Source organism: Pseudoxanthomonas sp. 22568, from assembly GCF_052044485.1.
Lineage (GTDB): Bacteria > Pseudomonadota > Gammaproteobacteria > Xanthomonadales > Xanthomonadaceae > Pseudoxanthomonas_A > Pseudoxanthomonas_A beigongshangi.
Genome location: NZ_JBQENC010000004.1, coordinates 285,204 through 308,858 on the forward strand (window position 1 = coordinate 285,204; position 23,655 = coordinate 308,858).

At 68.9% G+C, this 23,655-nt stretch carries 17 protein-coding genes; 16 read left to right on the forward strand and 1 reads right to left on the reverse strand.

The genetic code is table 11. From position 1 onward, the window contains the following. Positions 1 to 58 precede the first annotated feature (58 nt). The 12 genes from ACTJI2_RS07185 (at position 59) to ACTJI2_RS07240 (ending at position 16,407) form a co-directional block, all read left to right on the forward strand. Positions 59 to 1,054 carry an AAA family ATPase gene (locus tag ACTJI2_RS07185; RefSeq protein WP_183641579.1) on the forward strand — a complete coding sequence of 332 codons (996 nt, stop codon included), beginning with the start codon at positions 59 to 61 and terminating at the stop codon, positions 1,052 to 1,054. 13 nt (positions 1,055 to 1,067) lie between these two features. Then, a complete protein-coding gene (locus tag ACTJI2_RS07190) occupies positions 1,068 to 1,964 on the forward strand; it encodes a DUF58 domain-containing protein (protein ID WP_440841579.1) in 897 nt (298 codons plus the stop codon). After that, positions 1,961 to 3,124 (forward strand): BatA domain-containing protein, encoded by a 1,164-nt coding sequence (locus tag ACTJI2_RS07195; protein ID WP_440841580.1) that lies wholly within the window; start codon positions 1,961 to 1,963, stop codon positions 3,122 to 3,124. The genes ACTJI2_RS07190 and ACTJI2_RS07195 overlap by 4 nt, the downstream gene beginning before the upstream one ends. Then, positions 3,121 to 5,268 carry a DUF4175 domain-containing protein gene (locus ACTJI2_RS07200; protein ID WP_183641573.1) on the forward strand — a complete coding sequence of 716 codons (2,148 nt, stop codon included), beginning with the start codon at positions 3,121 to 3,123 and terminating at the stop codon, positions 5,266 to 5,268. Before ACTJI2_RS07195 ends, ACTJI2_RS07200 begins: the two co-directional genes overlap by 4 nt. Beyond that, positions 5,265 to 7,118 carry a carboxypeptidase regulatory-like domain-containing protein gene (locus ACTJI2_RS07205; protein WP_440841581.1) on the forward strand — a complete coding sequence of 618 codons (1,854 nt, stop codon included), beginning with the start codon at positions 5,265 to 5,267 and terminating at the stop codon, positions 7,116 to 7,118. The genes ACTJI2_RS07200 and ACTJI2_RS07205 overlap by 4 nt, the downstream gene beginning before the upstream one ends. A 240-nt stretch (positions 7,119 to 7,358) precedes the next feature. After that, a complete protein-coding gene (gene carA / locus ACTJI2_RS07210) occupies positions 7,359 to 8,486 on the forward strand; it encodes a glutamine-hydrolyzing carbamoyl-phosphate synthase small subunit (protein WP_183641569.1) in 1,128 nt (375 codons plus the stop codon). After that, on the forward strand, positions 8,483 to 9,094 hold the full coding sequence (locus ACTJI2_RS07215) for a hypothetical protein (protein WP_318288994.1): 612 nt from the start codon (positions 8,483 to 8,485) through the stop codon (positions 9,092 to 9,094). Before carA ends, ACTJI2_RS07215 begins: the two co-directional genes overlap by 4 nt. Before the next feature lie 4 nt (positions 9,095 to 9,098). Next, positions 9,099 to 12,341 (forward strand): carbamoyl-phosphate synthase large subunit, encoded by a 3,243-nt coding sequence (carB, locus tag ACTJI2_RS07220; RefSeq protein ID WP_318288995.1) that lies wholly within the window; start codon positions 9,099 to 9,101, stop codon positions 12,339 to 12,341. An 8-nt stretch (positions 12,342 to 12,349) separates the two neighbouring features. Beyond that, on the forward strand, positions 12,350 to 12,814 hold the full coding sequence (greA, locus tag ACTJI2_RS07225) for a transcription elongation factor GreA (protein ID WP_318289346.1): 465 nt from the start codon (positions 12,350 to 12,352) through the stop codon (positions 12,812 to 12,814). A gap of 8 nt (positions 12,815 to 12,822) precedes the next feature. Continuing rightward, on the forward strand, positions 12,823 to 13,767 hold the full coding sequence (locus ACTJI2_RS07230) for a phosphoglycerate mutase (RefSeq protein ID WP_440841582.1): 945 nt from the start codon (positions 12,823 to 12,825) through the stop codon (positions 13,765 to 13,767). Continuing rightward, entirely contained in the window at positions 13,764 to 15,473 is a 1,710-nt protein-coding gene (gene recJ / locus ACTJI2_RS07235; RefSeq protein WP_440841583.1) for a single-stranded-DNA-specific exonuclease RecJ, read from the forward strand. Before ACTJI2_RS07230 ends, recJ begins: the two co-directional genes overlap by 4 nt. 37 nt (positions 15,474 to 15,510) lie before the next feature. Then, the gene (locus ACTJI2_RS07240) at positions 15,511 to 16,407 is read left to right on the forward strand and encodes a LytTR family transcriptional regulator DNA-binding domain-containing protein (RefSeq protein WP_440841584.1); all 897 of its coding nucleotides are present in this window, start codon (positions 15,511 to 15,513) and stop codon (positions 16,405 to 16,407) included. A 44-nt stretch (positions 16,408 to 16,451) separates the two neighbouring features. On the opposite strand, the gene ACTJI2_RS07245 is transcribed toward ACTJI2_RS07240, so the two are convergent. Beyond that, positions 16,452 to 17,087, reverse strand: a complete 636-nt coding sequence (locus tag ACTJI2_RS07245) for a hypothetical protein (RefSeq protein ID WP_440841585.1) — start codon at positions 17,085 to 17,087, stop codon at positions 16,452 to 16,454. Positions 17,088 to 17,244: 157 nt separating this feature from the next. Between ACTJI2_RS07245 and prfB the strand changes: the two genes are divergently transcribed. From prfB to ACTJI2_RS07265, 4 genes are all read left to right on the forward strand, one after another. After that, a protein-coding gene (gene prfB / locus ACTJI2_RS07250) for a peptide chain release factor 2 (RefSeq protein ID WP_440841587.1) occupies positions 17,245 to 18,370 on the forward strand; the annotation gives its coding sequence in 2 pieces (ribosomal slippage) (positions 17,245 to 17,319 and positions 17,321 to 18,370; 1,125 coding nt in all). A gap of 81 nt (positions 18,371 to 18,451) precedes the next feature. Beyond that, positions 18,452 to 19,975: a lysine--tRNA ligase gene (gene lysS, locus ACTJI2_RS07255; RefSeq protein WP_440841588.1), complete on the forward strand. Its 1,524-nt coding sequence runs from the start codon at positions 18,452 to 18,454 to the stop codon at positions 19,973 to 19,975. A gap of 381 nt (positions 19,976 to 20,356) precedes the next feature. Beyond that, the gene (locus tag ACTJI2_RS07260; RefSeq protein WP_255470022.1) at positions 20,357 to 21,442 is read left to right on the forward strand and encodes a response regulator; all 1,086 of its coding nucleotides are present in this window, start codon (positions 20,357 to 20,359) and stop codon (positions 21,440 to 21,442) included. Positions 21,443 to 21,445: 3 nt separating this feature from the next. Beyond that, a complete protein-coding gene (locus ACTJI2_RS07265) occupies positions 21,446 to 23,638 on the forward strand; it encodes an ATP-binding protein (RefSeq protein WP_440841589.1) in 2,193 nt (730 codons plus the stop codon). Positions 23,639 to 23,655: the final 17 nt, after the last annotated feature.

Here is a 23,655-nt window from a genome sequence, read left to right on the forward strand (position 1 = left end):
GGACCTTCGCCACTGCGCGGTCGTGGTCCTGCCGCCTCTCTTCTCCACGGGATTTCCGATGAGCGAACTTTCCGAAACCGACATCCGGGCGCAACTGGATCGGCTGGCCTCTCTGCGCGACGCCATCGGCCGCGCCATCGTCGGCCAGGAAGCCGTGGTCGAGCAGCTGTTGATCGGCCTGCTGGCCGGCGGCCACTGCCTGCTGGAAGGCGTGCCGGGATTGGGCAAGACCTTGCTGGTGAGGACCCTGGGGCAGGCGCTGGAACTGCAGTTCCGGCGCGTGCAGTTCACTCCCGATCTGATGCCCAGCGACATCCTCGGCACCGAACTGCTGGAGGAGGAACACGGCACCGGCCATCGTCGCTTCCGTTTCCAGCCCGGTCCGGTGTTCACGAACCTGCTGCTGGCCGACGAACTCAACCGCACCCCGCCCAAGACCCAGGCCGCGCTGCTGGAAGCGATGCAGGAACGCACCGTCAGCTATGCCGGCGTCACCCACGCGCTGCCGACGCCGTTCTTCGTGCTCGCGACCCAGAATCCGCTGGAGCAGGCCGGCACCTATCCGCTGCCCGAAGCGCAGTTGGACCGCTTCCTGCTGCACATCCGGGTGGACTATCCCAGCGAGCAGGAGGAGCACGACATCCTGCTGCAGACCACCGGCAGCCAGTTGGGCGAAGTGCCGCGGGTGATGCAGGGCACGGACGTGCTGATGCTGCAGCGGTACGTGCGCCAGGTCCACCTGGGCGAGGACCTGCTGCGCTGGATCACCCGGCTGGTGCGCGCGAGCCGCCCCGCCGATGGCGCGCCGGAGGAAGTGCGCAAGTACGTCAAATGGGGCGCCGGTCCGCGCGCCGGGCAGTCGCTGGTGCTGGCTGCCAAGGCGCGGGCGCTGCTGCACGGGCGCCTGGCCGCGACCCGTGAGGACGTCGCCGCGCTGGCCGCGCCGGTGATGCGCCATCGCCTGCTGTTGTCGTTCGCCGCCGAAGCCGAGCAGAAGAGCGCCGACGACGTGATTGCCGCGCTGCTGCGTGACGTGCCGCTGGCACGGTCCTGACCGTCCACCTCCGATGTCGTACGACCCGATCCCGCCCGAGGTACGGAGCCGCCTGAAGGATCTGCGGCTGACCTCGCGTCGCGCGATCGGCGGGCAGGGCATCGGCCTGCATCGCAGCCGCAGCCGCGGGGCGGGGCTGGAGTTCGCCCAGTACCGCGCCTACGAGCCGGGCGACGAACCGCGCCAGATCGACTGGAAACTGTACGCGCGTTCGGATCGCTTCTTCGTGCGCGAGGCCGAACGCGAAAGCCCGCTGGCGCTGTGGATCCTCATCGACGCCAGTGCCTCGATGGCGCAGGCGGACGGCGCGAATCCCGGCTGGTCGCGGTTGCATGCGGCCAAGGCGCTGGCGGCCTGCCTGGGCGAACTGGCGCTGCGGCAGGGCGATCGGTTCGGGCTGGTGGCCTTGCGTGCGGACGGGCTGCGGCTGGTCGCGCCGGCCACCGGCATCCGCCAGCGCGATCGCCTGCTGCTGGAACTGCACGGCCTGGCCGCGCAGGGGGCGTTTCCCGAGCCGGAACAGCTCACCCCGCTGTGGGAGCGCGTCGGCGCCGGTGATTTGGTGGTGCTGCTGGGCGATTGCTTCGACGAGGCCAGCGTGGCCATCGCCGAGCGCCTGGCGGCGGCGCGGCGCGAGGTGCTGGTGATCACCCTGCTCACCGTGGAGGAGCGCGATTTTCCGTTCACCGACGGCTACCGTTTCCGGGATCCGGAAACCGGCGAGGAACTGCTGGGCGATGGCGCGGCGATGCGCGCCGACTATCTTTCACGTTTTACCGGAGCCCAGCGCGCGCTCAAGGCGCGCCTGGATGCCAGCGGCATCCGCCATGCCGAGCACTTCCTGGATCAGCCACTGGATCTGCCGCTGCGACGGCTGTTCGGCGCGCGTGACGCGGCGGAATACGCATGAGCCTGGCGTTGCTGCTGCCCGCCGCGCTGGCTGCCCTCGGCGCGCTGCTGCTGCCGCTGCTGGTTCATCTGGCGCGGCGCAGCGAACAGCGTCCGACCGATTTCGCCGCGCTGCGCTGGCTGCGCCAGAAGCCGCGCCCACGCCATCGCATCCGCTTCGACGAACGCGGGTTGCTGCTCCTGCGCCTGCTGCTGCTGGCCCTGCTCGCGCTGTGGCTGGCGCGGCCGGTCCTGCAAGGCATCCATGGCGGAACACCGTGGGTCGTGGTGTCGCCGGAGGTGGACGCGAGCGTCGCGCGCCAGTGGGGCGGAACGGATTCGGAATCGCGTTGGCTGGCGCCGGGATTTCCACCCCTGGATTCGCCCGCGCCGGCTTCGCCGGCACCCACCGCCAGCCTGCTGCGCGAACTGGATGCGGATCTGCCGCCGGAGGTCGCGCTGACGGTGGTGATGCCCGCCTGGTTCGATGGCGCGGACGGTGAGCGCCCGCGGCTGTCGCGCGCCGTCGACTGGCGCGAGCTGCCGCGTTTGCCGCCATCGGCGTTCCAGCGCGGCGCGACCGAGCCGCCCGTTCTGTCCGTGCGTCATGCGCCAGCTCGGCAGGACGCGCTGCGCTACCTGCGCGCGGCTGCCGAAAGCTGGAGTGGCGAAACCGCGATCGCGAAGCGACTCTCGGTGGCGGATACCAGGCAGCCATTGGCCGGCGATGCACGTGCATTGATCTGGCTGGCGCCGGGCGAGGTTCCCCCGGCGATTCGCCGATGGATCGCTGCGGGCGGCACGGCATTGCTGGATGCACAGGCACGGATCGGCGATGTCGGCGCGATGACGCCCTACTGGACCGACGAAACCGGCGCGACGATCGTCGAGGGTGGCGCGCTGGGGCAGGGACGCGTACTGCGCTTCACCCGTCCGTTGCAGCCTTCGGTCATGCCGCAACTGCTGGAACCGGTGTTTCCGGCGCGGCTGCGCGAACTGTTCGCCGAGCCGATGCCGGCGCCTGCGCGGGTGGCCGCGCGTGACTACGCACCGCTGTCCGGCGCGGCGGCCTATCCGCAAGCGCCCCGCGATCTGCAGCCCTGGCTGACGATGTTGATAGCGCTGTTGCTGGTACTGGAACGTGGCTGGGCGACCTCGCGCAGGCGGAGCGCCGCGCCATGAGTTCAGCCGTGCTGCCAGGTCTGCTGGCCACCGCGCGACGGCGCGCGGTCCTCGATACCGCACTGGCCGGGTTGCCGTGGCTGGCGGTGGCGATGCTGTCGGGCTGGCGATGCGGTGGCGCCAGCGTGGTGCTGATCGCCGGCGTGGCTGGCGCGGTGTTGCTGGCGACGATGGCCGCCTGGCGCGCGCGCCGGTTCGATGCGCATTGGCTGGTGGAAAGGCTGGACGCGCGCGGCGAGATGGAGGACAGCAGCGATCTGCTGTTCGCCGAACCGGCGCGGCTGAATCCGTTGCAGCGCTTGCAGCGCGCGCGCTTGCAACCGCGCCTGGCCTCGGTGCCCGCGTCCGCACTGCGGCCTGCCTGGTCGCGGCGCTGGCTGATCGCGGGCTGGGCCGGTGGCCTGCTGGCGGCCACGCTGCTGCTGGCGTGGCCGACGCCGAAGCCGACGCAGGCCAGGCTCGCGCCCAGTGACGAACAAGTGCCGGTGGTCGCCGGCGTCCCGCGCCTGGTCGGACAGCAGCTGCGCATCGTCCCGCCCGCCTATACACGGCAAACCGCACGCGACGAAGCCCGCCTGGACACCCGCGCGCCGGCCGGTTCCCGCCTGACCTGGACGCTGCGCTTCGCCCCGCAGCCGGCCGCGGCCGAACTGGTTTTCCATCAGGGCCGGCGCATCGCGCTGACCCGCGACGGCGATCTCTGGACCGCTAGCATGACCCTGGACCAGTCGGTGCTGTACCGGGTGTTGCCGCAGGGCGTGCCCGCGCAGCCCGCACCTCGCCTGCATCGCATCGACGCCATTGCCGATCGCCCGCCGCAGATCACGGTGCTGGCGCCGGATCGCGGCCTCAGCCTGCTGGCGCCGGGACAGCGTCGCTGGCCGCTGTCCTTCGAGGTGAAGGACGACCATGGCGTCGCCGCGCAGGCGCAGTTGCGGGTGACCCTGGCGCAGGGCAGCGGCGAGAACATCCAGTTCCGCGAACGCACGCGGGTCGTGGCCGGCAAGGGCGCCGCGACCGCGCGGCGCTTCGACATCGCGCTGGATCTGGCGGAGGCGGGTTTCGCGGTCGGTGACGATCTGATCGTCCAGCTGACGGTGGCGGACAACCGCCAGCCACGGCCGCAGTCCGCGCGCAGTCCCGGCCTGATCCTGCGCTGGCCCGCCGATGCGGGCAACGAGAGCGGCGCGCTGGAAGGGATGGTCAAGAAGGTGCTGCCGGCCTACTTCCGCAGCCAGCGCCAGATCATCCTCGACGCCGAGGCCCTGCAGAAGGACAAGCGCCGGCTCGCCGCGGATCGCTTCCTGCGGCGTTCGGACGAAATCGGCGTGGACCAGCGCATCCTGCGACTGCGTTACGGCCAGTTCCTGGGCGAGGAGGCCGAAGGCGAGCCCGAGCCGCCGCCGACCAACGACGCCGAAGAAACGCATCACGACGACGACGGCCACGATCATGGCGACACCGCATCCGCACCCGTTTCCGCGGAGGCACCGCAAGGCATGGGCCGGGAACAGGACGTGCTGGCCGAATACGGCCATACCCACGATCACGCCGAAGCGGCGACCCTGCTGGATCCCGAAACCCGCGCGACGCTGAAGCAGGCGCTGGACCAGATGTGGCAATCGGAGCTGCACCTGCGCCAGGGACGTCCGGATCAGGCGCTGCCGTTCGCCTACAAGGCGCTGGGCTACATCAAGGAAGTGCAGCAGGCCAGTCGCATCTACCTGGCGCGGGTGGGACCGGAACTGCCGCCCATCGACGAAAGCCGCCGGCTCACCGGCAAGCGCGACGGACTGGCGCGCCGCGAACTCGCCATCGCGCCGGCGGCGACGGGCGACGCGGTGCCCGCCGCTGCATGGAAGGCGCTGGAAGAGGCCGCGGAGGGAACAAAAGGCGCCGCGCCGGATCTCGACGCGCTGCAACGTTGGCTGCGCGACAACGAAACCCGCGTGGCCGATCCGCTGTCGCTGTTCGCCGCCATCGACGCGGTGCGCGGCGATCCGGCCTGCCTGGCCTGCCGCCAGCGCCTGCGCGAACGGTTGTGGCCGGTGCTGGCGCGTCCGCCGGCACAGGTGCAACGCCGTGCCACCGATGCCGCCGGCGAACGCTACCTGGATGGGTTGCGACGGGAGCGGGCGCCATGACCCCGGCCATGCTGCTGGCGGGTTTGCTCGCGCTCGCCGCCGTGCTCGCCATCGCGCGCCTGTTCTGGTGGCAGCGGCGTGCGTCCGAACCCGCGCGCCGCTGGCGTCTGCTGGTGCTGTTGCTGGCGCAGCCGGTTTACGCGCTGCTGCTGTACTTCGCGCTGATGCCGCCAACGGTTCCAGGCCAGCGCGGCACCCTGACCGTGCTCACCGCCGGTGCGCAGGCACCGCGCACCGCGCGCGTTCCGGGCGATGGGGTGATCGCACTCCCTGAAGCGCCCGCCACGCCGGATGCGGAAAGGGTACCGGATCTGGCCACCGCGCTGCGGCGGTATCCGGGCATGCGACAACTCCATGTCGTCGGCGCCGGCCTGGAACCGCGAGATCTCGAAGCCGCACGCGACTACAGCCTGCGCTTCGCCGCCACGCCGTTGCCGCGCGGGCTGGTCCGCCTGGACGCGCTGGCGCAGGTTGCGCCCGGCGCCGCATTCGTCGTCACCGGCCGCGTGCACGCGCTGGAGGGCGGGGTGGTGGAACTGCTGGATCCGGCCGGCCGCCGGGTGGATGCGGCGACGCCGTCGGCGACAGGTGACTTCAGCGTCGGCGGCACCGCGCGCGCGCCGGGACAAGTGGGGTTCCGCCTGCGGTTGTCCGATCGATCGCGCCGTGCGGTGGAGACCGTGGAGGTGCCGATCCGGGTGGCGGGCGAACCGCCGCCACGCGTGCTGGTGCTGGCCGCCGCGCCCAATCCCGAACTGAAATACCTGCGTCGCTGGATGGTCGATGCGGGGATGACGCCGCACGTCCAGATCCAGGTCGGCGCGGGCATGCAACTGGGCGATGCGCCGCTCGCGTTGAACGCCGCCACCTTCGAACGCTTCGACCTGCTGGTGCTCGACGATCGCAGCTGGGCCACGCTGGGTGATGGGTCGCGCACGGCGCTGGTGACCGCCGTGCGCGCAGGATTGGGCGTGCTGCTGCGGGTGGAAGGACCGTTGTCGGACGGCTCCCGCCGGCAACTGCGGGCACTGGGCCTGGCGGTGTCCGGAGGCGGTGACGGCAACGAAGTCCGGCTGGTGGTTCCCGAACGCGATGACGACGGCCTGCGCGCACGCCAGGGCGCCGGCAGCCGGGACACGCCGGTCGATACCGACGCCATCGGCGCGCCGGCATTGAGCCGGCGCAATCTGCGCGATGACAGCGCCGACGCGGTCTCCCTGGTGCGCGACGCCGCGGGAAAATCGCTGGCGAGCTGGCGGGCGGAGGGACGCGGCCGGATCGGCGTGTGGCCCCTGACCGACACCTACCGGTTGACGCTCGCCGGCCGCGACGATCTGCACGCGGAACTGTGGAGCGGAACCTTCGCCACCCTGGCGCGCGCGCGCGGTGGCGCCGCACCAGTGTTCGAACAGGATGCACGCGCCGGTCAGCGCGTGCGCGTATGCGGCATCACCGGCCAGGCGCGGGTGATCGCGCCCGATGGTGCCGTCGCGACCCTGTTGCCGGATCCCGCCGGTGGTGCGGCGGGCTGTGCCGGCTATTGGCCCACGCGCGGGGGATGGCATCGGCTCCGCATGGGCGAGGCGGAGTGGCCGTTCGCGGTCCGCGCGCCCGGCGAGGCGCCTGGTTTGCGGGCGATGGCATTGCGCGAGGCCACCCTGCGGCTGGTCGGTGACCGGCCCGCGCGTGTGGCGGCCACCGGCGGCGTGCCGGAGCGGCGCGGCAGCGCCTGGCCGTGGTGGCTGGGGTGGCTGTGTTTCGCCGGCGTGCTGTGGTGGTTCGAACGTTCGCGCCTGGGGCGTCCGGTGCCGGCCGGGACGTCGCGAGCGGACGGCGCGGAGGCGCCCTGACGCAGGAAACGCGGTCCCCGTGAAAGCGGCCTTTCCCGCGCGCCCGCAGACTGAACAGCGGGCGCGCCGCCGGCGGACGGCGTGTGGATCGGTCAAAAAACTGTAGCGCGGGCGGGGGCTCGCCCGTATAATTCCCGCTCGCCTGTTACCTACCGCCCCGGACCGGAAAAACGCCGAGTCCGCGGTTTCTTGCAGCCGCAAGTCGGAGGGGCAGGGTTCCTCCACCCCAAGGCGAACCCCGTGACTCAACCCGCAATCCTCGTACTCGAAGACGGCACCGTATTCGAGGGCGAATCCGTAGGCGCAGACGGCCTTTCCGTTGGCGAAGTGGTGTTCAACACCGCGATGACCGGTTACCAGGAAATCCTGACCGACCCGTCCTACGCCCGCCAGCTGGTCACCCTGACCTATCCCCACATCGGCAACACCGGCTGCACCGACCAGGACGACGAAGCGCGCCAGGTCTGGGGCGCCGGCCTGATCGTGCGCGACGTACCGCGCCGGCCCAGCAGCTGGCGCAGCCAGGTGGCGCTGCCGGAGTGGCTGATCGCCCGCGGCATCGTCGCCATCGCCGGCATCGACACCCGCAAGCTCACCCGCATCCTGCGCGATCGTGGCGCCCAGAACGGCGCGCTGATGGCCGGCGCGGACGTGGACGTGGACAAGGCGCTGGAAGCGGCGCGCAAGTTCCCCGGCCTGAAGGGCATGGATCTGGCCAAAGTGGTGTCCACCACCGAACGCTACGCCTGGAAGGACGGCCAGCTGGATCTGGATCGTGGCGAGTTCGTCCACGCCGAACCGAAGTTCAAGGTCGTGGCCTATGACTTCGGCGTCAAGCACAACATCCTGCGCATGCTGGCCGAACGCGGCTGCGAGGTGACGGTGGTGCCGGCGCAGACGTCGGCCACCGACGCGCTGGCGCTGAATCCGGATGGCATTTTCCTGTCCAACGGCCCTGGCGACCCGGAACCCTGCGATTACGCGATTGCCGCCATCCGCGAGTTCGTGGCGAAGAAAATCCCGACTTTCGGCATCTGCCTGGGCCATCAGCTGCTGGCGCTGGCCGCCGGCGCCAAGACCCTCAAGATGGGCCACGGCCACCACGGCGCCAACCATCCGGTGCAGGACCTGGATTCCGGCCGGGTGATGATCACCTCGCAGAACCACGGCTTCGCGGTCGACGAGTCCAGCCTGCCGGCCAACGTGCGGGTCATCCACCGCTCGCTGTTCGACGGCACCAACCAGGGCATCGAACTGACCGACGCGCCGGCGTTTTCCTTCCAGGGCCACCCGGAAGCCTCGCCCGGCCCGCATGACGTCTCGCCGCTGTTCGATCGCTTCGTCGCCAGCATGGAACGCGCGGCGTGAGCCGTGTGCGGCTGCGTCTCCTGCTGGCCGCGGGATTGCTGGCCAGCGCCGGCACCGCCGCGGCCGCGCCGGCCACGGTCGATGCCGTGGCCCGCGAGCGGATGACCGAGTATCTGGTCGACATGTTCCCGATCCATCGCATCTTTGCCCAGTTGATGGAAAAGGATCCGAAGGCGCTGGAGGCGGAACTGGATGGCAAGCAGCGCGCCTGCTTCAGCCAGCAGGTCGCCCGGCCGGCGTTCGTGGCCCGCAAGCGGCGCGCCGTCGATGCCTACGCCGACCAGGCGCCGGACGAGTTCCAGGCCGCGCTGAAGCTGCTGGACGAAGGCGCCGGCGACACGATGAAGGAACTGGGTGGATTTTCCATCGACAACGCCCTGGCCGGGGAAGGGCAGGGATTCGACCCGAGCAGCATGCCGCCGGATCGGCTCGTGTCCTTCATGACCTTCGCCTACGGCTCGCAGTACCGCCGCCTGCGCGAGTTGTCCGGCTACGGTGAATTCACCGATCAGGATGAGGACCAGCCCTCGGCCAGCGATGCCCAACTGGCGGCGATGGCCACCGAAATCTCCGATGCCTGCGGCATCCCCCCGAAATTCTTCGAGTAAGCCCATGCCCAAGCGCACCGACATAAAGACCATCCTCATCATCGGCGCCGGCCCGATCGTCATCGGCCAGGCGTGCGAGTTCGACTATTCCGGCGCCCAGGCCTGCAAGGCGCTGCGCGAGGAGGGTTACCGGGTGGTGCTGGTCAACAGCAACCCCGCCACCATCATGACCGACCCGGAAATGGCCGATGCGGTCTACATCGAGCCGATCAACTGGCAGACGGTCGAGAAGATCATCGCCAAGGAAAAGCCCGACGCGCTGCTGCCGACCATGGGCGGGCAGACCGCGCTGAACTGCGCGCTGGACCTGGCCGACCACGGCGTGCTGGAAAAGTACGGCGTCGAACTGATTGGCGCGTCGCGCGAAGCCATCCGCATGGCCGAGGACCGCGAGCTGTTCCGCGTGGCGATGGGTGAAATCGGCCTGGAGTGCCCGCGCGCCGCGGTTGCCCACACCCTGGAAGAAGCGATCGAGATCCAGGCCCGCGTCGGCTACCCGACCATCATTCGCCCCAGCTTCACCCTGGGCGGCAGCGGTGGCGGCATCGCCTACAACCGCGAGGAACTGATCGACATCGTCACCCGCGGCCTGGAACTGTCGCCGACCACCGAAGTGCTGGTCGAGGAATCGGTGCTGGGCTGGAAGGAGTTCGAGATGGAGGTGGTCCGCGACACCGCGGACAACTGCATCATCGTCTGTTCCATCGAGAACCTGGATCCGATGGGCGTGCACACGGGTGATTCGATCACCGTGGCGCCGGCGCAGACCCTGACCGACAAGGAATACCAGCGCCTGCGCGATGCCTCCGTCGCGGTGCTGCGCAAGATCGGCGTGGACACCGGCGGTTCCAACGTGCAGTTCGGCGTCAATGCGCAGACCGGCCGCGTGGTGGTCATCGAGATGAACCCGCGCGTGTCGCGTTCCTCGGCGCTGGCCTCCAAGGCCACCGGCTTCCCGATCGCCAAGGTCGCGGCCAAGCTGGCGGTCGGCTACACCCTGGACGAACTGAAGAACGAGATCACCGGCGGCAAGACCCCGGCCTCGTTCGAGCCGACGATCGACTACGTCGTCACCAAGATTCCGCGCTTCGCGTTCGAGAAATTCCCGCAGGCCGATGCCCGCCTGACCACCCAGATGAAGTCGGTGGGCGAGGTGATGGCGATGGGCCGCACCTTCCAGGAATCGCTGCAGAAGGCGCTGCGCGGACTGGAGACCGGCAAGGTCGGCCTCGACCCGACCGGCCTGGATCTGTCCAGCGAGGACGATCTGGCCCAACTGCGCCGCGAACTGAAGTCGCCGGGCCCGGAACGCCTGTTCCATGTGGCCGACGCGTTCCGCGCCAGCATGAGCGTCGAGCAGGTCCACGCGCTGTCGTTCATCGATCCGTGGTTCCTCGACCAGATCGAGGAAATCATCGCCGACGAGAAGCAGATCGCCGCCGATGGCCTGGGCTCGCTGGATGCGCGCCGCATGCGCCGGCTGAAGCGGATGGGCTTCTCCGACGCGCGCCTGGCCCAGCTGGCCGGCACCGACGAGGCCGCCGTGCGCGTGCTGCGCAAAGCGCTGGGCGTGAAGCCGGTGTACAAGCGGGTCGACTCGTGCGCGGCCGAATTCGCCACCGGTACCGCCTACCTGTACTCGACCTACGAGGACGAGTGCGAAGCCGAGCCGACCTCGCGCGACAAGATCATGATCCTCGGCGGCGGCCCCAACCGCATCGGCCAGGGCATCGAGTTCGACTATTGCTGCGTGCACGCGGCGCTGGCGCTGCGTGAGGACGGGTACGAGACCATCATGGTCAACTGCAACCCGGAAACCGTCTCGACCGACTACGACACCTCCGACCGCCTGTACTTCGAGCCGCTGACGCTGGAAGACGTGCTGGCCATCGTCGAGCTGGAACAGCCCAAGGGCGTGATCGTCCAGTACGGCGGCCAGACCCCGCTGAAGCTGGCGCGCGCGCTGGAAGCCAACGGCGTGCCGGTCATCGGCACCTCGCCCGATTCGATCGACCTGGCCGAGGATCGCGAGCGCTTCCAGCAACTGGTCGAAAAGCTCGGCCTGAAGCAGCCGCCGAACCGCACCGCCCGCACCGACGAGCAGGCGCTGGCGCTGGCCCGAGAGATCGGCTATCCGCTGGTGGTGCGTCCGTCCTACGTGTTGGGCGGACGGGCGATGGAAATCGTCTACGGCGAGTCCGACCTGGCGCGCTACGTGCGCGACGCGGTCAAGGTGTCCAATGACTCGCCGGTGCTGCTGGATCGCTTCCTCGACAACGCGGTCGAAGTGGACGTGGACATCATCGCCGACCGCACTGGCAAAGTGCTGATCGGTGGCGTGATGGAGCACATCGAGGAAGCCGGCGTGCACTCCGGCGACTCGTCCTGCTCGCTGCCGCCGTACTCGCTGTCCGCGAAGACCCAGGACGAGCTGCGCCGGCAGGTGGTGGAACTGGCCAAGGCGCTGAACGTGGTCGGCCTGATGAACACCCAGTTCGCCATCCAGTCCAACGACGACGGCGACGACACCGTCTATCTGCTGGAAGTGAACCCGCGCGCCTCGCGCACGGTGCCGTTCGTGTCCAAGGCCACCGGCATGGCGCTGGCCAAGATCGCCGCGCGCTGCATGGCCGGCCGCACCCTGGAAGAGCAGGGCGCCACCGTCGAGATCGTGCCCGACTACTACTCGGTGAAGGAGGCGATCTTCCCGTTCGCCAAGTTCCAGGGCGTGGATCCGATCCTTGGCCCGGAAATGCGCTCCACCGGCGAGGTGATGGGCGTGGGCCGCAGCTTCGGCGCGGCGATGGCGCGCGCGCAGGAAGCCGGCGGCATCAAGGCGCCGCAGCCGGGCAAGGCGTTCGTGTCGGTGCGTGATCCGGACAAGAAGCGCGTGCTGCCGGTCGCCCAGGCGCTGGTCGAGCGCGGTTTCAGCCTGGTCGCCACCCAGGGCACCGCGGCGTGGCTGCGCGAGCATGGCCTGGACTGCGAGCAGATCAACAAGGTGGTCGAGGGCCGTCCGCACATCGTCGACCTGATCAAGAACGGCGAGATCGTGTATATCGTCAACACCACCGAAGGGCGGCAGGCCATCGCCGACTCCTTCTCCATCCGGCGCGAGGCCCTCCAGCATCGCGTCACCTACTCGACCACGATCGCCGGCGCCCGCGCGCTGGTGCATTCGCTGGAATTCCGCGGTACGGGCCCGGTCTGGGCCCTGCAGGAACTGCACAAGGAGCTGCAAGGGTGAGAGCACCATTGACCATGAAGGGCGCGCAGCGGCTGCGCCAGGAACTGGATCTGCTGAAGACGGTGAAGCGGCCGGAAGTCATCACCGCGATCGCCGAGGCGCGTGCGCACGGCGATCTGAAGGAAAACGCCGAGTACCACGCCGCGCGCGAGCAGCAGGGATTCATCGAAGGCCGCATCAAGCAGCTGGAGAGCGAGCTTTCGCATTCGGAGATCATCGACGTCACCAAGCTCAACGCCGGTTCGCGCATCGTGTTCGGCGCCACGGTGACGCTGGCCGACGTGGAGACCGACGAGGAGAAGCGCTACCAGGTCGTGGGCGACCTGGAGGCGGACATCAAGCAGGGCCTGATCGCGATCTCCTCGCCGCTGGCCCGCGCGTTGATCGGCAAGCACGAAGGTGACGCGGTCACCATCGACGCGCCGGCCGGCCAGCGCGAGTACGAAATCGTCGGCGTCAGCTACATCGACTGACCCGGGCGATGGCGACCGCCACCCTGTTGCTGCCCACCCGCGCCCGCCTGGCAGGCCAACGCCTGCCCGACGAGGTGGCGAGGGCACTGGGGCGGGCGGATCGCCAGACGCTGGACGCGGGCGAGCGGGAACAACTGCGCCGGCACTTCCGGCTGGTGCCCGACCACTGGCCGGTGGCCGCGCTGACCCGGCAACTGGATGCCGGCGATGCCGAAGGCGCCACCTGGTTGCGCGCGGATCCCGCGCGCGTGTCGCCGGACATGAATGGCGCGCGCATGCTCGCCTACGGCGAGGCGCTGGCGCTGGACGCCGAGGACACCGCGCAGTTGCTGCCGGCATTGAAGCCGCTGTTCGGCGATGCCGGCGTGCTGCTGGATGCGCCACAACCTTCGCGCTGGTACCTGCGCCTGCCGCCGGATGCGCGGCTGCCGGCGTTCGCGCCGATCGGCGACGTGCTCGGCGATGACCTGTTCGCGCATCTGCCCGAGGGCGACGACGGCCGCCGCTGGCGCGCGTTGCTGACCGAAGCGCAGATCGTGCTGCACAACCATCCGTGGAACGCGCGCCGCGTGGCTGCGGGCAAGGCCCCGGTGAATTCCCTGTGGTTCTGGGGCGGCGGACGCCTGCCGCAGTCGGTGGGCACCCGGTTCCGCCAGGTCAAGGGACAGGACACGCTATTGCGCGCGCTCGCGCTCGCAGCCGGCGTGACCGCCGAAGGCGAGGGCGGCGCGGTCGACGCGCTCATCGATCTGCGCCATCTGCGCCAGCCGGAGGTGTTCGCGCGCGACGCCCTGCAACCCCTGCTGGCCGCGCTGGCGCGCGGCGAACTGCTTGCGCTGGAACTGGACTTCGAGGACGGCGAGCGCTTCACCCTGCGCCGCGATCAACGCTGGCGCTTCTGGCGTCGTCCGTTGGCGCGTCTGGACGGCGCGGCCGCCGGGCTGACGGCGTGACCCCTTCGCCCCGGATCCGCCGGCGGGAAGCGGTGGTCGCCGGCGAATGGCCGGCGCAGATCCTGCCCTTGCTGCGACGCGTGTACGCCGGCCGTGGTGTCAGTGCCGCCGCCGGGGCGCAGCCGCGCCTGGCGCAACTGCTGCCCCCCGATGCGCTCGGCGGCCTTGATGCCGCCGGCCGCCTGCTGCAGGCGGCCATCGACGAAGGCCGGCACATCGTGGTGGTCGGCGATTTCGATTGCGACGGCGCGACCGCGTGCGCCTTGATGGTGCGAGGCTTGCGCGCGTTGGGCGCGGCGCGGGTCACCGCGACGGTGCCCAACCGGATGGCGCATGGCTACGGCCTGTCGCCCTCGCTGGTGGACGAACTGGCGACGCTGCAACCCGAACTGCTGGTCACTGTCGACCACGGCATCGCCTGCCATGCGGGCATNCAGGGCTGGCAGGTGCTGGTGACGGATCACCATCTGCCCGGCGAGACGCTGCCGCCGGCCGATGCCATCGTCAATCCCAATCTGCGCGAGGACGGCTTCCCCAGCAAGGCGCTGGCCGGGGTGGGCGTGGCCTTCTACGTGCTGCTCGCGCTGCGTCGCCGTTTGCGCGAAAGCGGCCGATGGCCGCAGGGCGAACCGGACCTGACCCCGCTGCTGGATCTGGTCGCGGTCGGCACGGTGGCGGATCTGGTGCCGCTGGACAGCAACAACCGGGCCCTGGTCGGCGCCGGCCTGCGGCGCCTGCGCGGCGGGCAGGGCAGCGCGGGCCTGCACGCCCTGATCGAGGTCGCCGGCCGCGATGCCCGCCATCTGACCGCGTCCGACATCGGTTTCGCGATCGCGCCACGGCTCAATGCCGCCGGACGCCTGGAGGACATGTCGCTGGGCATCGAATGCCTGCTCTGCGACGACCTGGAGCAGGCGCGCGGGATGGCCGCCACCCTCAACGAAATTAACGCCGAGCGGCGCGGCGTCCAGCAGCAGATGGTCGACGAGGCGCAGATCGCGCTGGCGAAGCTCGCGGCAGTGGAAGCCGAACCGCCGCTGGCGCTGTGCCTGTTCGATCCCGAGTGGCATCCCGGCGTGGTCGGGCTGGTCGCTTCGCGGATCAAGGATGGCCTGCATCGCCCGGTCATCGCCTTCGCGCCCGCCGAGCCCGGCGCGACTTCGTTGCGCGGTTCGGCGCGTTCGATTCCCGGCTTCCATATGCGCGACGCGCTGGCGGCGGTCGATGCGACGCATCCGGGCCTGATCGAGAAATTCGGCGGCCACGCGATGGCCGCCGGCCTGAGCCTGGCGCAGGCGAACCTGGCGGCCTTCGAAGTCGCGTTCCGCGACGTCGCCACGCGCTGGCTGGACGACAGCCTGCTGCAGGCCGAATGGCTGAGCGACGGCGAACTGCTGCCGGAAGAGTTCGACCGCGCCCACGCCGAGGCGCTGCGCGACGGCGGGCCCTGGGGACAGGGCTTTCCCGAGCCGTTGTTCGACGGCGAGTTCGAGGTGATCGACTGGCGCGTGGTCGGCGCGAAACACCTGAAGTTCTCGCTGCGCCTGCCCGGGCGCGCGCAGCCGCTGGGCGCCATCCAGTTCGGCGGTTGGCGTGAACAGGCAAGACCGAGACGCGTCCACGCCGTCTTTCAGCTCGACACCGACGACTACCAGGATCGCCGGGGAATCCAGTTGCTGGTCCGCCACTGGGTGGCGCTGCCGTAGCGGGGCGCACGGGGGCGCACGCACCTACAATGCGCCAATGGCATCTTCCTCCGACACGCTCTACCGCCGTTTCCAGCCCTGGCGCCGCAGCCTTGAAGTCGGCTTCTGGGTAATCGGCATCCTGGTCAACGTGGTCGGCAACAGCATCACCACGGTGATGGATGTCCATCGGGCCGGCCTGCGGATCGCGGACTGGGAACCAGTGGTCTGGGAAAGTTCCAGCGGCATCGTGCTGCTGGCGCTGGTGCCGGCGGTGGTCGCGTTCACCCGCCGTTTCCCGCTGCACTGGGATACCCTGCGGCGGCAGTTGCCCTGGTACCTGCTGGCCAGCGTGGTCTACTCGCTGCTGCACGTGGCGGGCATGGTCGCGCTGCGGATGCTGGCCTATCGCTGGCAGGGCTCGGAGTACGACTTCGGTCCCTGGGCGCGCGAATTCTTCTACGAGTACCTCAAGGACATACGCACGTTCATCTGGGCGGTCGCGACCATCGAGGTCTACCGTTTCCTGCTGCGCCGCTGGCAGGGCGAGGCCAGCCTGCTCGACGTGCCCGACGAAGGCCCGCCGCTGGAGCCGGTGGAACGGCCGGAACGGTTCCTGGTCCGCAAGCTGGGCCGCGAGTTCCTGGTCGCGGCCAGCGACATCGAATGGGCGCAGGCGGCGGGCAACTACGTCAACCTGCGCGTGCGCGGTCACGACTATCCGCTGCGCAGCACCATCGCCGGCATCGAAGCCAAGCTGGACCCGGCGCGTTTCGTTCGTGTCCACCGCAGCTATCTGGTCAATCTCGATCAGGTGGTTTCGATCGAACCGCTGGATACCGGCGATGCGCGCATCCATCTCAAGGACGGCACCGTGTTGCCATGCAGTCGCCGCCATCGGACGGCGTTGCGTTCGCGCACCGGCGTGGAACAGGAGGGGAGCGCAGGTGCCTGACGCCATCACGCGTGCCGGCGCATCGGGCCGGCTGCGCGCGCGCTTCAGAACATCTTGATCGAAAGGACGCGGCCGCGCTTGCGCGCGTAGGGCTGATAGCCCTGGAGGATGTCATAGCGTATCGGCGAGCCGTTTCCTTCCGTCTCCACGTAATGGCAATCCGCGCTGAGCTCGCCGTCGAACTCCATCGCCTGGGTAACGCCGTGACCGGCGCTGCCGTCAATCCAGGTGAATTCCAGAGCCTGCGGCTTCGTATACAGCCTCAGATCGCATACCGCCGGGGCCATGTGCCGAAGCGCATAGGCGGCGTGGGTCAGTTCTCCGCGATAGTGGTACAGGTGGCGGCGCCGGGGTCGGGACAGGTCACCCGCGGGAATGAATTGACCATAGCCGCGGATGGTGATGACACGGCCGCTGACTTCGGTGAACTGGAACGGCGGGGTGCCCTCGTCGGGAACCTGCTGCCGCGCCAGGATGGCGCGGGCCCGCTCTGGCGACAGCAGGGTATTGTCCTCGCGGCCCCCGTGTCCGGTGACGTGGAAACCGTTGATGTCCGACAGCATCTGGCGGAGCAGGGCTTCGTCGGGGGCAGGGTGCCTCCAGCGCACGTTTCCGTCGCAGCCGGCGGCCAGCAGCGCCAACAACGCTGGCGCGAGGATGGGGCGGAACTTCGATTTCATGACGGATCGGGACTCGGAAAAGCGGAGATTCTGGGTCGGGCGGCGGCCCGGCCCCATAGGAATGCTCCCAGAAGCCGCCGCTCCACGCTTCGGGCGGGCGGGGTCGGCGGCGGCTTGTTACAATCCCCGGTTCCTCTGTGTGCCCCCACCTCCCGCCATGATCGAACTGAATCCCATCCGCCAGCGCATCGCCGACCTGCAGGGCCGGCTGGTTTCGCTACGGGGGTATCTTTGACTACGATTCCAAGCGCGAACGCCTGGAAGAAGTGAACCGGGAGCTGGAAAGCCCCGATATCTGGAACAACCCCGAATACGCCCAGCAACTGGGCCGCGAGCGCTCGCTGCTGGACAAGACCGTCAACGGCATCCGCGAGATCGACGAGGGGCTGATCGGCTCGAGCGAACTGCTGGAACTGGCCGAGAGCGAGAACGACGAGGAAACCGCGCAGGCGGTGGTCGAGGACGTGGAGCGCTTCGCCGGCCGGGTCGACAAGCTGGAATTCCAGCGCATGTTCTCCGGCGAGATGGACAGCGCCAACGCCTTCGTCGACATCCAGGCCGGCGCCGGTGGCACCGAGGCCCAGGACTGGGCCGAAATCCTGCTGCGCATGTACCTGCGCTGGGCCGAGTCGCGCGGCTGGAAGGTTGAACTGATGGAAGCCAGCGACGGTGAAGTGGCCGGTATCAAGTCGGCGACCTTCCGGGTCGAGGGCGACTATGCCTACGGCTGGCTGAAGACCGAAATCGGCGTGCACCGGCTGGTGCGCAAGTCGCCGTTCGACTCGGACAACCGCCGCCACACCAGCTTCACCTCGGTGTTCGTGGCGCCGGAAGTCGACGACAACATCGACATCGAGATCAATCCGGCGGACCTGAAGACCGACGTCTACCGCTCTTCCGGCGCCGGCGGCCAGCACGTCAACAAGACCGAATCGGCCGTGCGCATCACCCACGTGCCCAGCGGCGTGGTGGTGGCCTGCCAGACCGAGCGCAGCCAGCACGCCAACCGCGATCGCGCGATGAAGATGTTGAAGGCCAAGCTGTACGAGATCGAGATCCAGAAGCGCAACGCCGAGAAGAACGCGCTGGAAGCGACCAAGGCCGACATCGGTTGGGGCAGCCAGATCCGCAACTACGTGCTCGACCAGAGCCGGATCAAGGATCTGCGCACCGGCATCGAGCGCACCGATACCCAGAAGGTGCTGGACGGCGACCTGGACGAGTTCCTCGAAGCCAGCCTGAAGACCGGCCTGGAAGCCGGCGCCAAACGCATCGACGCATAATCACCGGGCGGGGCCGCGCGCTCCGCCCGAGCCCGCGGTCCCGGCCGCACCCACCCACGTTTCCCCATCCATATTCCCGCCATGACCGAACAGCCCCCCGTGCCGACGCCCCACGCCGACGAGAACAGCCTCATCGCCGAGCGCCGCGCGAAACTGACGGCGCTGCGCGGGCAGGGCATCGCCTATCCGAACGACTTCCGCCGCGCCGACTACGCCGGTGACCTGCAGGCCCAGTACGCCGATGGCGAGCTGTGGACCGCCGAGAGCCTGGAAGCGGCCAACCGCCGGGTCAGCGTCGCCGGGCGGCTGATGGCCAAGCGGGTGATGGGCAAGGCCAGCTTCGTGCAGATCCAGGACGAATCCGGCCGCCTGCAGCTGTTCCTGCAGGCCAACGCGCTGGGCGACACTTATGACGCCTTCAAGGGCTGGGACATCGGTGACATCGTCGCCGCCGAGGGCGCGCTGACCCGCACCAAGACCGGCGAACTGTCGGTCAAGGCCGACCGGCTGCGCCTGCTGACCAAGGCGCTGCGCCCGCTGCCGGACAAGTGGCACGGGCTTTCCGACGTCGAGCAGCGCTATCGCCAGCGCTACGTGGATCTGATCGTCACTCCGGAGGCGCGCGATGTCTTCATCAAGCGCTCGCGCATCATCCGCGCGATCCGCGAATGGCTGGACGCGCGCCGCTTCCTGGAAGTGGAAACGCCGATGATGCACTACATCCCCGGCGGCGCCGCGGCCAAGCCGTTCGTGACCCACCACAACGCGCTGGACATGGATCTCTATCTGCGGGTGGCGCCGGAGCTGTACCTCAAGCGGCTGGTGGTCGGCGGCCTGGAGCGTGTCTACGAGATCAACCGCAACTTCCGCAACGAAGGCGTCAGCACCCGCCACAATCCCGAATTCACCATGCTCGAGCTGTACGAGGCCTACGCCACGTACAACGAGATCATGGACCTGACCGAGTCGGTCATCCGCGACGTCGCCCACGAAGTGCTGGGCACCGGCGCGGTGAACTGGGAAGGCCAGGCCATCGACCTGGAGCCGGCGTTCCGCCGCTGGCGGATGGACGAGGCGGTGCGCCACCATAATCCCGAGATCAGCCTGGCCGACTGCACCGACCGCGAGGCCCTGGCGGGTCATTGCCAGCGCCTGAAGATCGCCATCAAGCCGTCCTACGGCTGGGGCAAGCTGCTGCTGGAGATCTTCGAGAAGACCGTCGAGCACACCCTGATCCAGCCGACCTTCATCACCGATCATCCGGTCGAGGTGTCGCCGCTGGCGCGCGCCAACGACAACGACCCGGGCTACACCGATCGTTTCGAGCTGTTCATCAACGGCAAGGAGCTGGCCAACGGTTTCTCCGAGCTCAACGATCCGGAAGACCAGGCCGCGCGCTTCCAGGCCCAGGTGGCGGCCAAGGAGGGCGGCGACGACGAGGCGATGCATTACGATGCCGACTACATCCGCGCCCTGGAAGTGGGCCTGCCGCCGACCGGCGGGCTGGGCATCGGCATCGACCGGCTGGTGATGCTGCTGACCGGTTCGGATTCGATCCGCGACGTGCTGCTGTTCCCGTACATGCGTCCGGAACACCACGGCTGACGCGAACGGTCGTGCCGCGACAGGCCAGGTGACGCGGTGGGTCGATTTGCAGGCCCGGAACCCGTCATCCACCGCGTCCGGACCTTGTGAGTGGCGCCCCTTCCGCGGCCGGAACCGTCCGTCCGTTTTCGCCAAAACGCCCGCCCTGCGGGCGTTTTGTGTGACTGCTATCCCGATTTCGTCTTCCCGGCGGCGACCTGAACCGCACTGGCACGCTTTCTGCGTCAAAAATCCCACGCTCCGTGGTTCGGCGTCGGGTTCCTGACCTGCCAACGACCGCGAATCCCCCGCAGCAGTGGTCAGCGACACACGCAGGAAACGGTTCCCATGCTAGATGCCAGCGCAGCCATCGCCGGAGTATCCTTGCCCGACAGTCACTTCATGTGGCCACAAGGGGCGGGAAGCGCTTTGAATATCGTCATCGTCGATGACCAGACTTCGGCGCGCACGATGCTGCGCCATGTAATCGAGGACATTGCCTCGGAACTGAGCGTGCACGACTTCGGGGATCCCCAGGTCGCGCTGGAATGGTGCGAGAAGAACCGCACCGATCTGCTGCTGCTGGACTACCGCATGCCGGGCATGGACGGGCTGGAATTCGCCCGCCGCTTCCGCCGGCTGCCGCTGCACCGCGACATTCCCATCATCCTGATCACCGTGGTCGGCGACGAGCCGATCCGGCAGGCGGCGCTGGAAGCCGGGGTCATCGATTTCCTGGTCAAGCCGGTCCGTCCGCGCGAACTGCGTGCCCGCTGCCGCAACCTGCTGCAACTGCGCCAGCAGTCCGAGAACGTCAAGCAGCGGGCCCTGTCGCTGGAACAGCGGCTGCTGTCGAGCATGCACGAGGTCGAGGAGCGCGAGCGCGAGACCTTGTCGCGGCTGGCCCGCGCCATCGAGTACCGCGACAGCGGCACCAGCGCCTACCTGGAGCGCATGGCCCACGTGGCCGCGCTGATCGCCGACGAACTGGGCCTGCCGGAGGACGAGGTCCGCGCCATCGAGCTGGCCGCCCCGCTGCACGACATGGGCAAGATCGCCATTCCCGATTCGGTGCTGATGAAGCCCGGTCCGTTGACCGATGACGAGACCGACGTGATGCGCCGGCACCCGAAGATCGGCCACCAGTTGCTGTCGGGCAGCCAGAACCGTTTCATCCAGACCGGTGCGATCATCGCGCTGCGCCACCACGAGCGCTACGACGGCAGCGGCTATCCCGATGGCCTGGTCGGCGACGAGATTCCGTTGGAAGCCAGGATAGTGGCGGTTGCGGACGTGTTCGACGCGCTGATTTCGCCCCGGCCCTACAAGAAGGCCTGGGAGAAGGACGCGGCGCTGGCGTACCTGTACGCCCAGCGTGGCCGCCTGTTCGACCCCTCCTGCGTGGATGCGCTCATCCGCGGGCGGGAACGTCTGGACGACATCTGCGAGCGCTACTCGACGGTGCAGAGCCGTCCAGGGATGGAATGAGTCATGGAACGCAATCTGGTCTCATGGATCAAGCATCGTCTGGCCAACCGGCCGGACAGTGAGCACGGCCAGACGGCGATCCGCGTGATCATCTTCACCGGCGTGATCGCCTACATGGGCATTGCCGCCCTGTACGGCACGCTGCCGCCGGACGTGTACCGCTGGTCCGCGACCATGAGCGGGGTCGGTGCCGCGGTCGGCCTCATGCTGTTCATCGCGATCCTGCTGGAGCCCGGCAAGTCGCACGTCCGCCGGGTCATCGGCATGCTCACCGACTACGGCCTGATGACCGTGGCGATGGTGCTCAAGGGCGAGCCGCTGGCCTGGCTGTACGTGATCCTGATGTGGGTGACGGTCGGCAACGGCCTGCGCTACGGCAACCGCTATCTGCTCGGCGCGGTCGCCTCGGCCTGCATCAGCTTCGGCATCGTGCTGACGGTCAGCCCGTACTGGCAGCAGAACCTCAATCTCGGCCTGGGCCTGTGGGTCGGCTTGATCGCGGTCCCGATGTACCTGTCCGGCCTGCTGCGCGACCTGACCCGCGCCACCGAGGAGGCGCGCCGGGCCAACGAGGCCAAGAGCCGCTTCCTGGCCAACATGAGCCACGAATTCCGCACGCCGCTCAATGGCCTGGCCGGCATGTCCGAACTGCTGGCGACCACCCGCCTGGACAGCGAACAGCGCGAATGCCTGTCGACCATCCAGGCTTCCACCCGCAGCCTGCTGGCGCTGGTGGAGGACGTGCTCGACATCTCGGCCATCGAGGCCGGAAAACTCAAGCTCAACGTGGTCGATTTCTCGCCGCGCGAGCTGGTCGAGAGCATCGGCCTGATCCTGCTGCCGCAGGCGCGCGGCAAGCAGCTCAACTACGAAGTGCACTTCGACGACGACGTGCCCGCGGTGCTGCGCGGCGATTCCGGACACCTGCGCCAGGTCCTGCTGAACCTGGCCGGCAACGCGGTCAAGTTCACCGACAAGGGCGAGGTGCGCCTGCAGGTCGCCCTGGCCGGCAGTCCGAACCGGCTGCGCTTCACCGTCACCGATACCGGCATCGGCATTCCCGCCTCGGTCCGCGAACGCCTGTTCGAGGCCTTCGAGCAGGCCGACGTCAGCCTGGCGCGCCGCTATGGCGGTACCGGCCTGGGCACGACCATCGCCAAGGGCCTGACCGAGGCGATGGGCGGCACCATCGGTTTCGAGAGCAGCGAACAGCGTGGCAGCTCGTTCTGGGTGGAATTGCCGTTCGAAGCCGTGCAGCCGCGCGAGGTCACCCCGGCCATCCAGGTGCCGGCGAACTGGCTCGACGACGCCAACGCCAAGCCCGGCGCCGAAAACATCATCGCGTTCTCCGATCCGTTCCTGCGTCATCGCGCGCGGGTGCGCAGCATGCAGATCCTGGTCGCCGACGATCACGAGGCGAACCGGATGGTCGTGCAGCGCCTGCTGCAGAAGGCCGGTCACCGGGTGACCTGCGTCAATGGCGGCGAGGACGTGCTCAACGCCCTGGATTCCTTCGACTACGATGCGGTCATCTGCGATCTGCACATGCCCGATGTCAGCGGCCTGGATCTGTTGAAGCAACTGCGGGTGATGGAAGCCGGCTCCGGCCAGCGCACGCCGGTGGTGATCCTGAGCGCCGACGTCACCCCGGACGCCATCCGCAACTGCGAACGCGCGGGTGCCCGCGCGTTCCTGGCCAAGCCGGTGGTGGCGACCCGCCTGCTGGATACGCTGGCGGAAATCGCCACCAATGGTTCGATCACTTCGCAGGCACAGGCGCAGGCGCCGGTGCCGACCACCGCGATGCGGGCGGGCGACGAGATCCTCGACATGACCGTGCTGGACGAACTCGGCGCGCTGGGCATGGGCGAAGCCTTCGAGCGCGAATTCATCGCGCAGTGCCTCAACGATGCCGACGGTTGCATCGGCGCGATGGCGCACGCGATGGAACATGGCCAGGGCGAACACCTGCGCGATCACGCGCATGCGCTGAAGGGCGTGGCCAGCAACCTGGGCCTGATCAAGCTGGCGGCGGCGGCGAGTGAACTGATGCGCCTGGCCGACTGGCAGATCGCGCGCGAGTGGCGGCAACGTCTGGCGGCGGTGAATTCCTATCTGGCCCAGGGCAGGGCGGCGCTGGAAGCACGCGAACGGTCACGCCATTCGCCCGATCACGGCAGCCACGAGCGCAACTGATCGGCGGTTGCGTGATG

Bases quoted from the DNA above. Each gene is read 5' to 3' on its own strand.
- carB (WP_318288995.1), top strand. From the start codon at position 9,099: ATGCCCAAGCGCACCGACATAAAGACCATCCTCATCATCGGCGCCGGC.
- ACTJI2_RS07245 (WP_440841585.1), bottom strand. From the start codon at position 17,087: ATGAAATCGAAGTTCCGCCCCATCCTCGCGCCAGCGTTGTTGGCGCTG.
- ACTJI2_RS07240 (WP_440841584.1), top strand. From the start codon at position 15,511: ATGGCATCTTCCTCCGACACGCTCTACCGCCGTTTCCAGCCCTGGCGC.
- ACTJI2_RS07265 (WP_440841589.1), top strand. From the start codon at position 21,446: ATGGAACGCAATCTGGTCTCATGGATCAAGCATCGTCTGGCCAACCGG.
- ACTJI2_RS07205 (WP_440841581.1), top strand. From the start codon at position 5,265: ATGACCCCGGCCATGCTGCTGGCGGGTTTGCTCGCGCTCGCCGCCGTG.
- ACTJI2_RS07200 (WP_183641573.1), top strand. From the start codon at position 3,121: ATGAGTTCAGCCGTGCTGCCAGGTCTGCTGGCCACCGCGCGACGGCGC.
- lysS (WP_440841588.1), top strand. From the start codon at position 18,452: ATGACCGAACAGCCCCCCGTGCCGACGCCCCACGCCGACGAGAACAGC.
- ACTJI2_RS07260 (WP_255470022.1), top strand. From the start codon at position 20,357: ATGTGGCCACAAGGGGCGGGAAGCGCTTTGAATATCGTCATCGTCGAT.
- ACTJI2_RS07230 (WP_440841582.1), top strand. From the start codon at position 12,823: ATGGCGACCGCCACCCTGTTGCTGCCCACCCGCGCCCGCCTGGCAGGC.
- ACTJI2_RS07185 (WP_183641579.1), top strand. From the start codon at position 59: ATGAGCGAACTTTCCGAAACCGACATCCGGGCGCAACTGGATCGGCTG.
- ACTJI2_RS07195 (WP_440841580.1), top strand. From the start codon at position 1,961: ATGAGCCTGGCGTTGCTGCTGCCCGCCGCGCTGGCTGCCCTCGGCGCG.
- ACTJI2_RS07190 (WP_440841579.1), top strand. From the start codon at position 1,068: ATGTCGTACGACCCGATCCCGCCCGAGGTACGGAGCCGCCTGAAGGAT.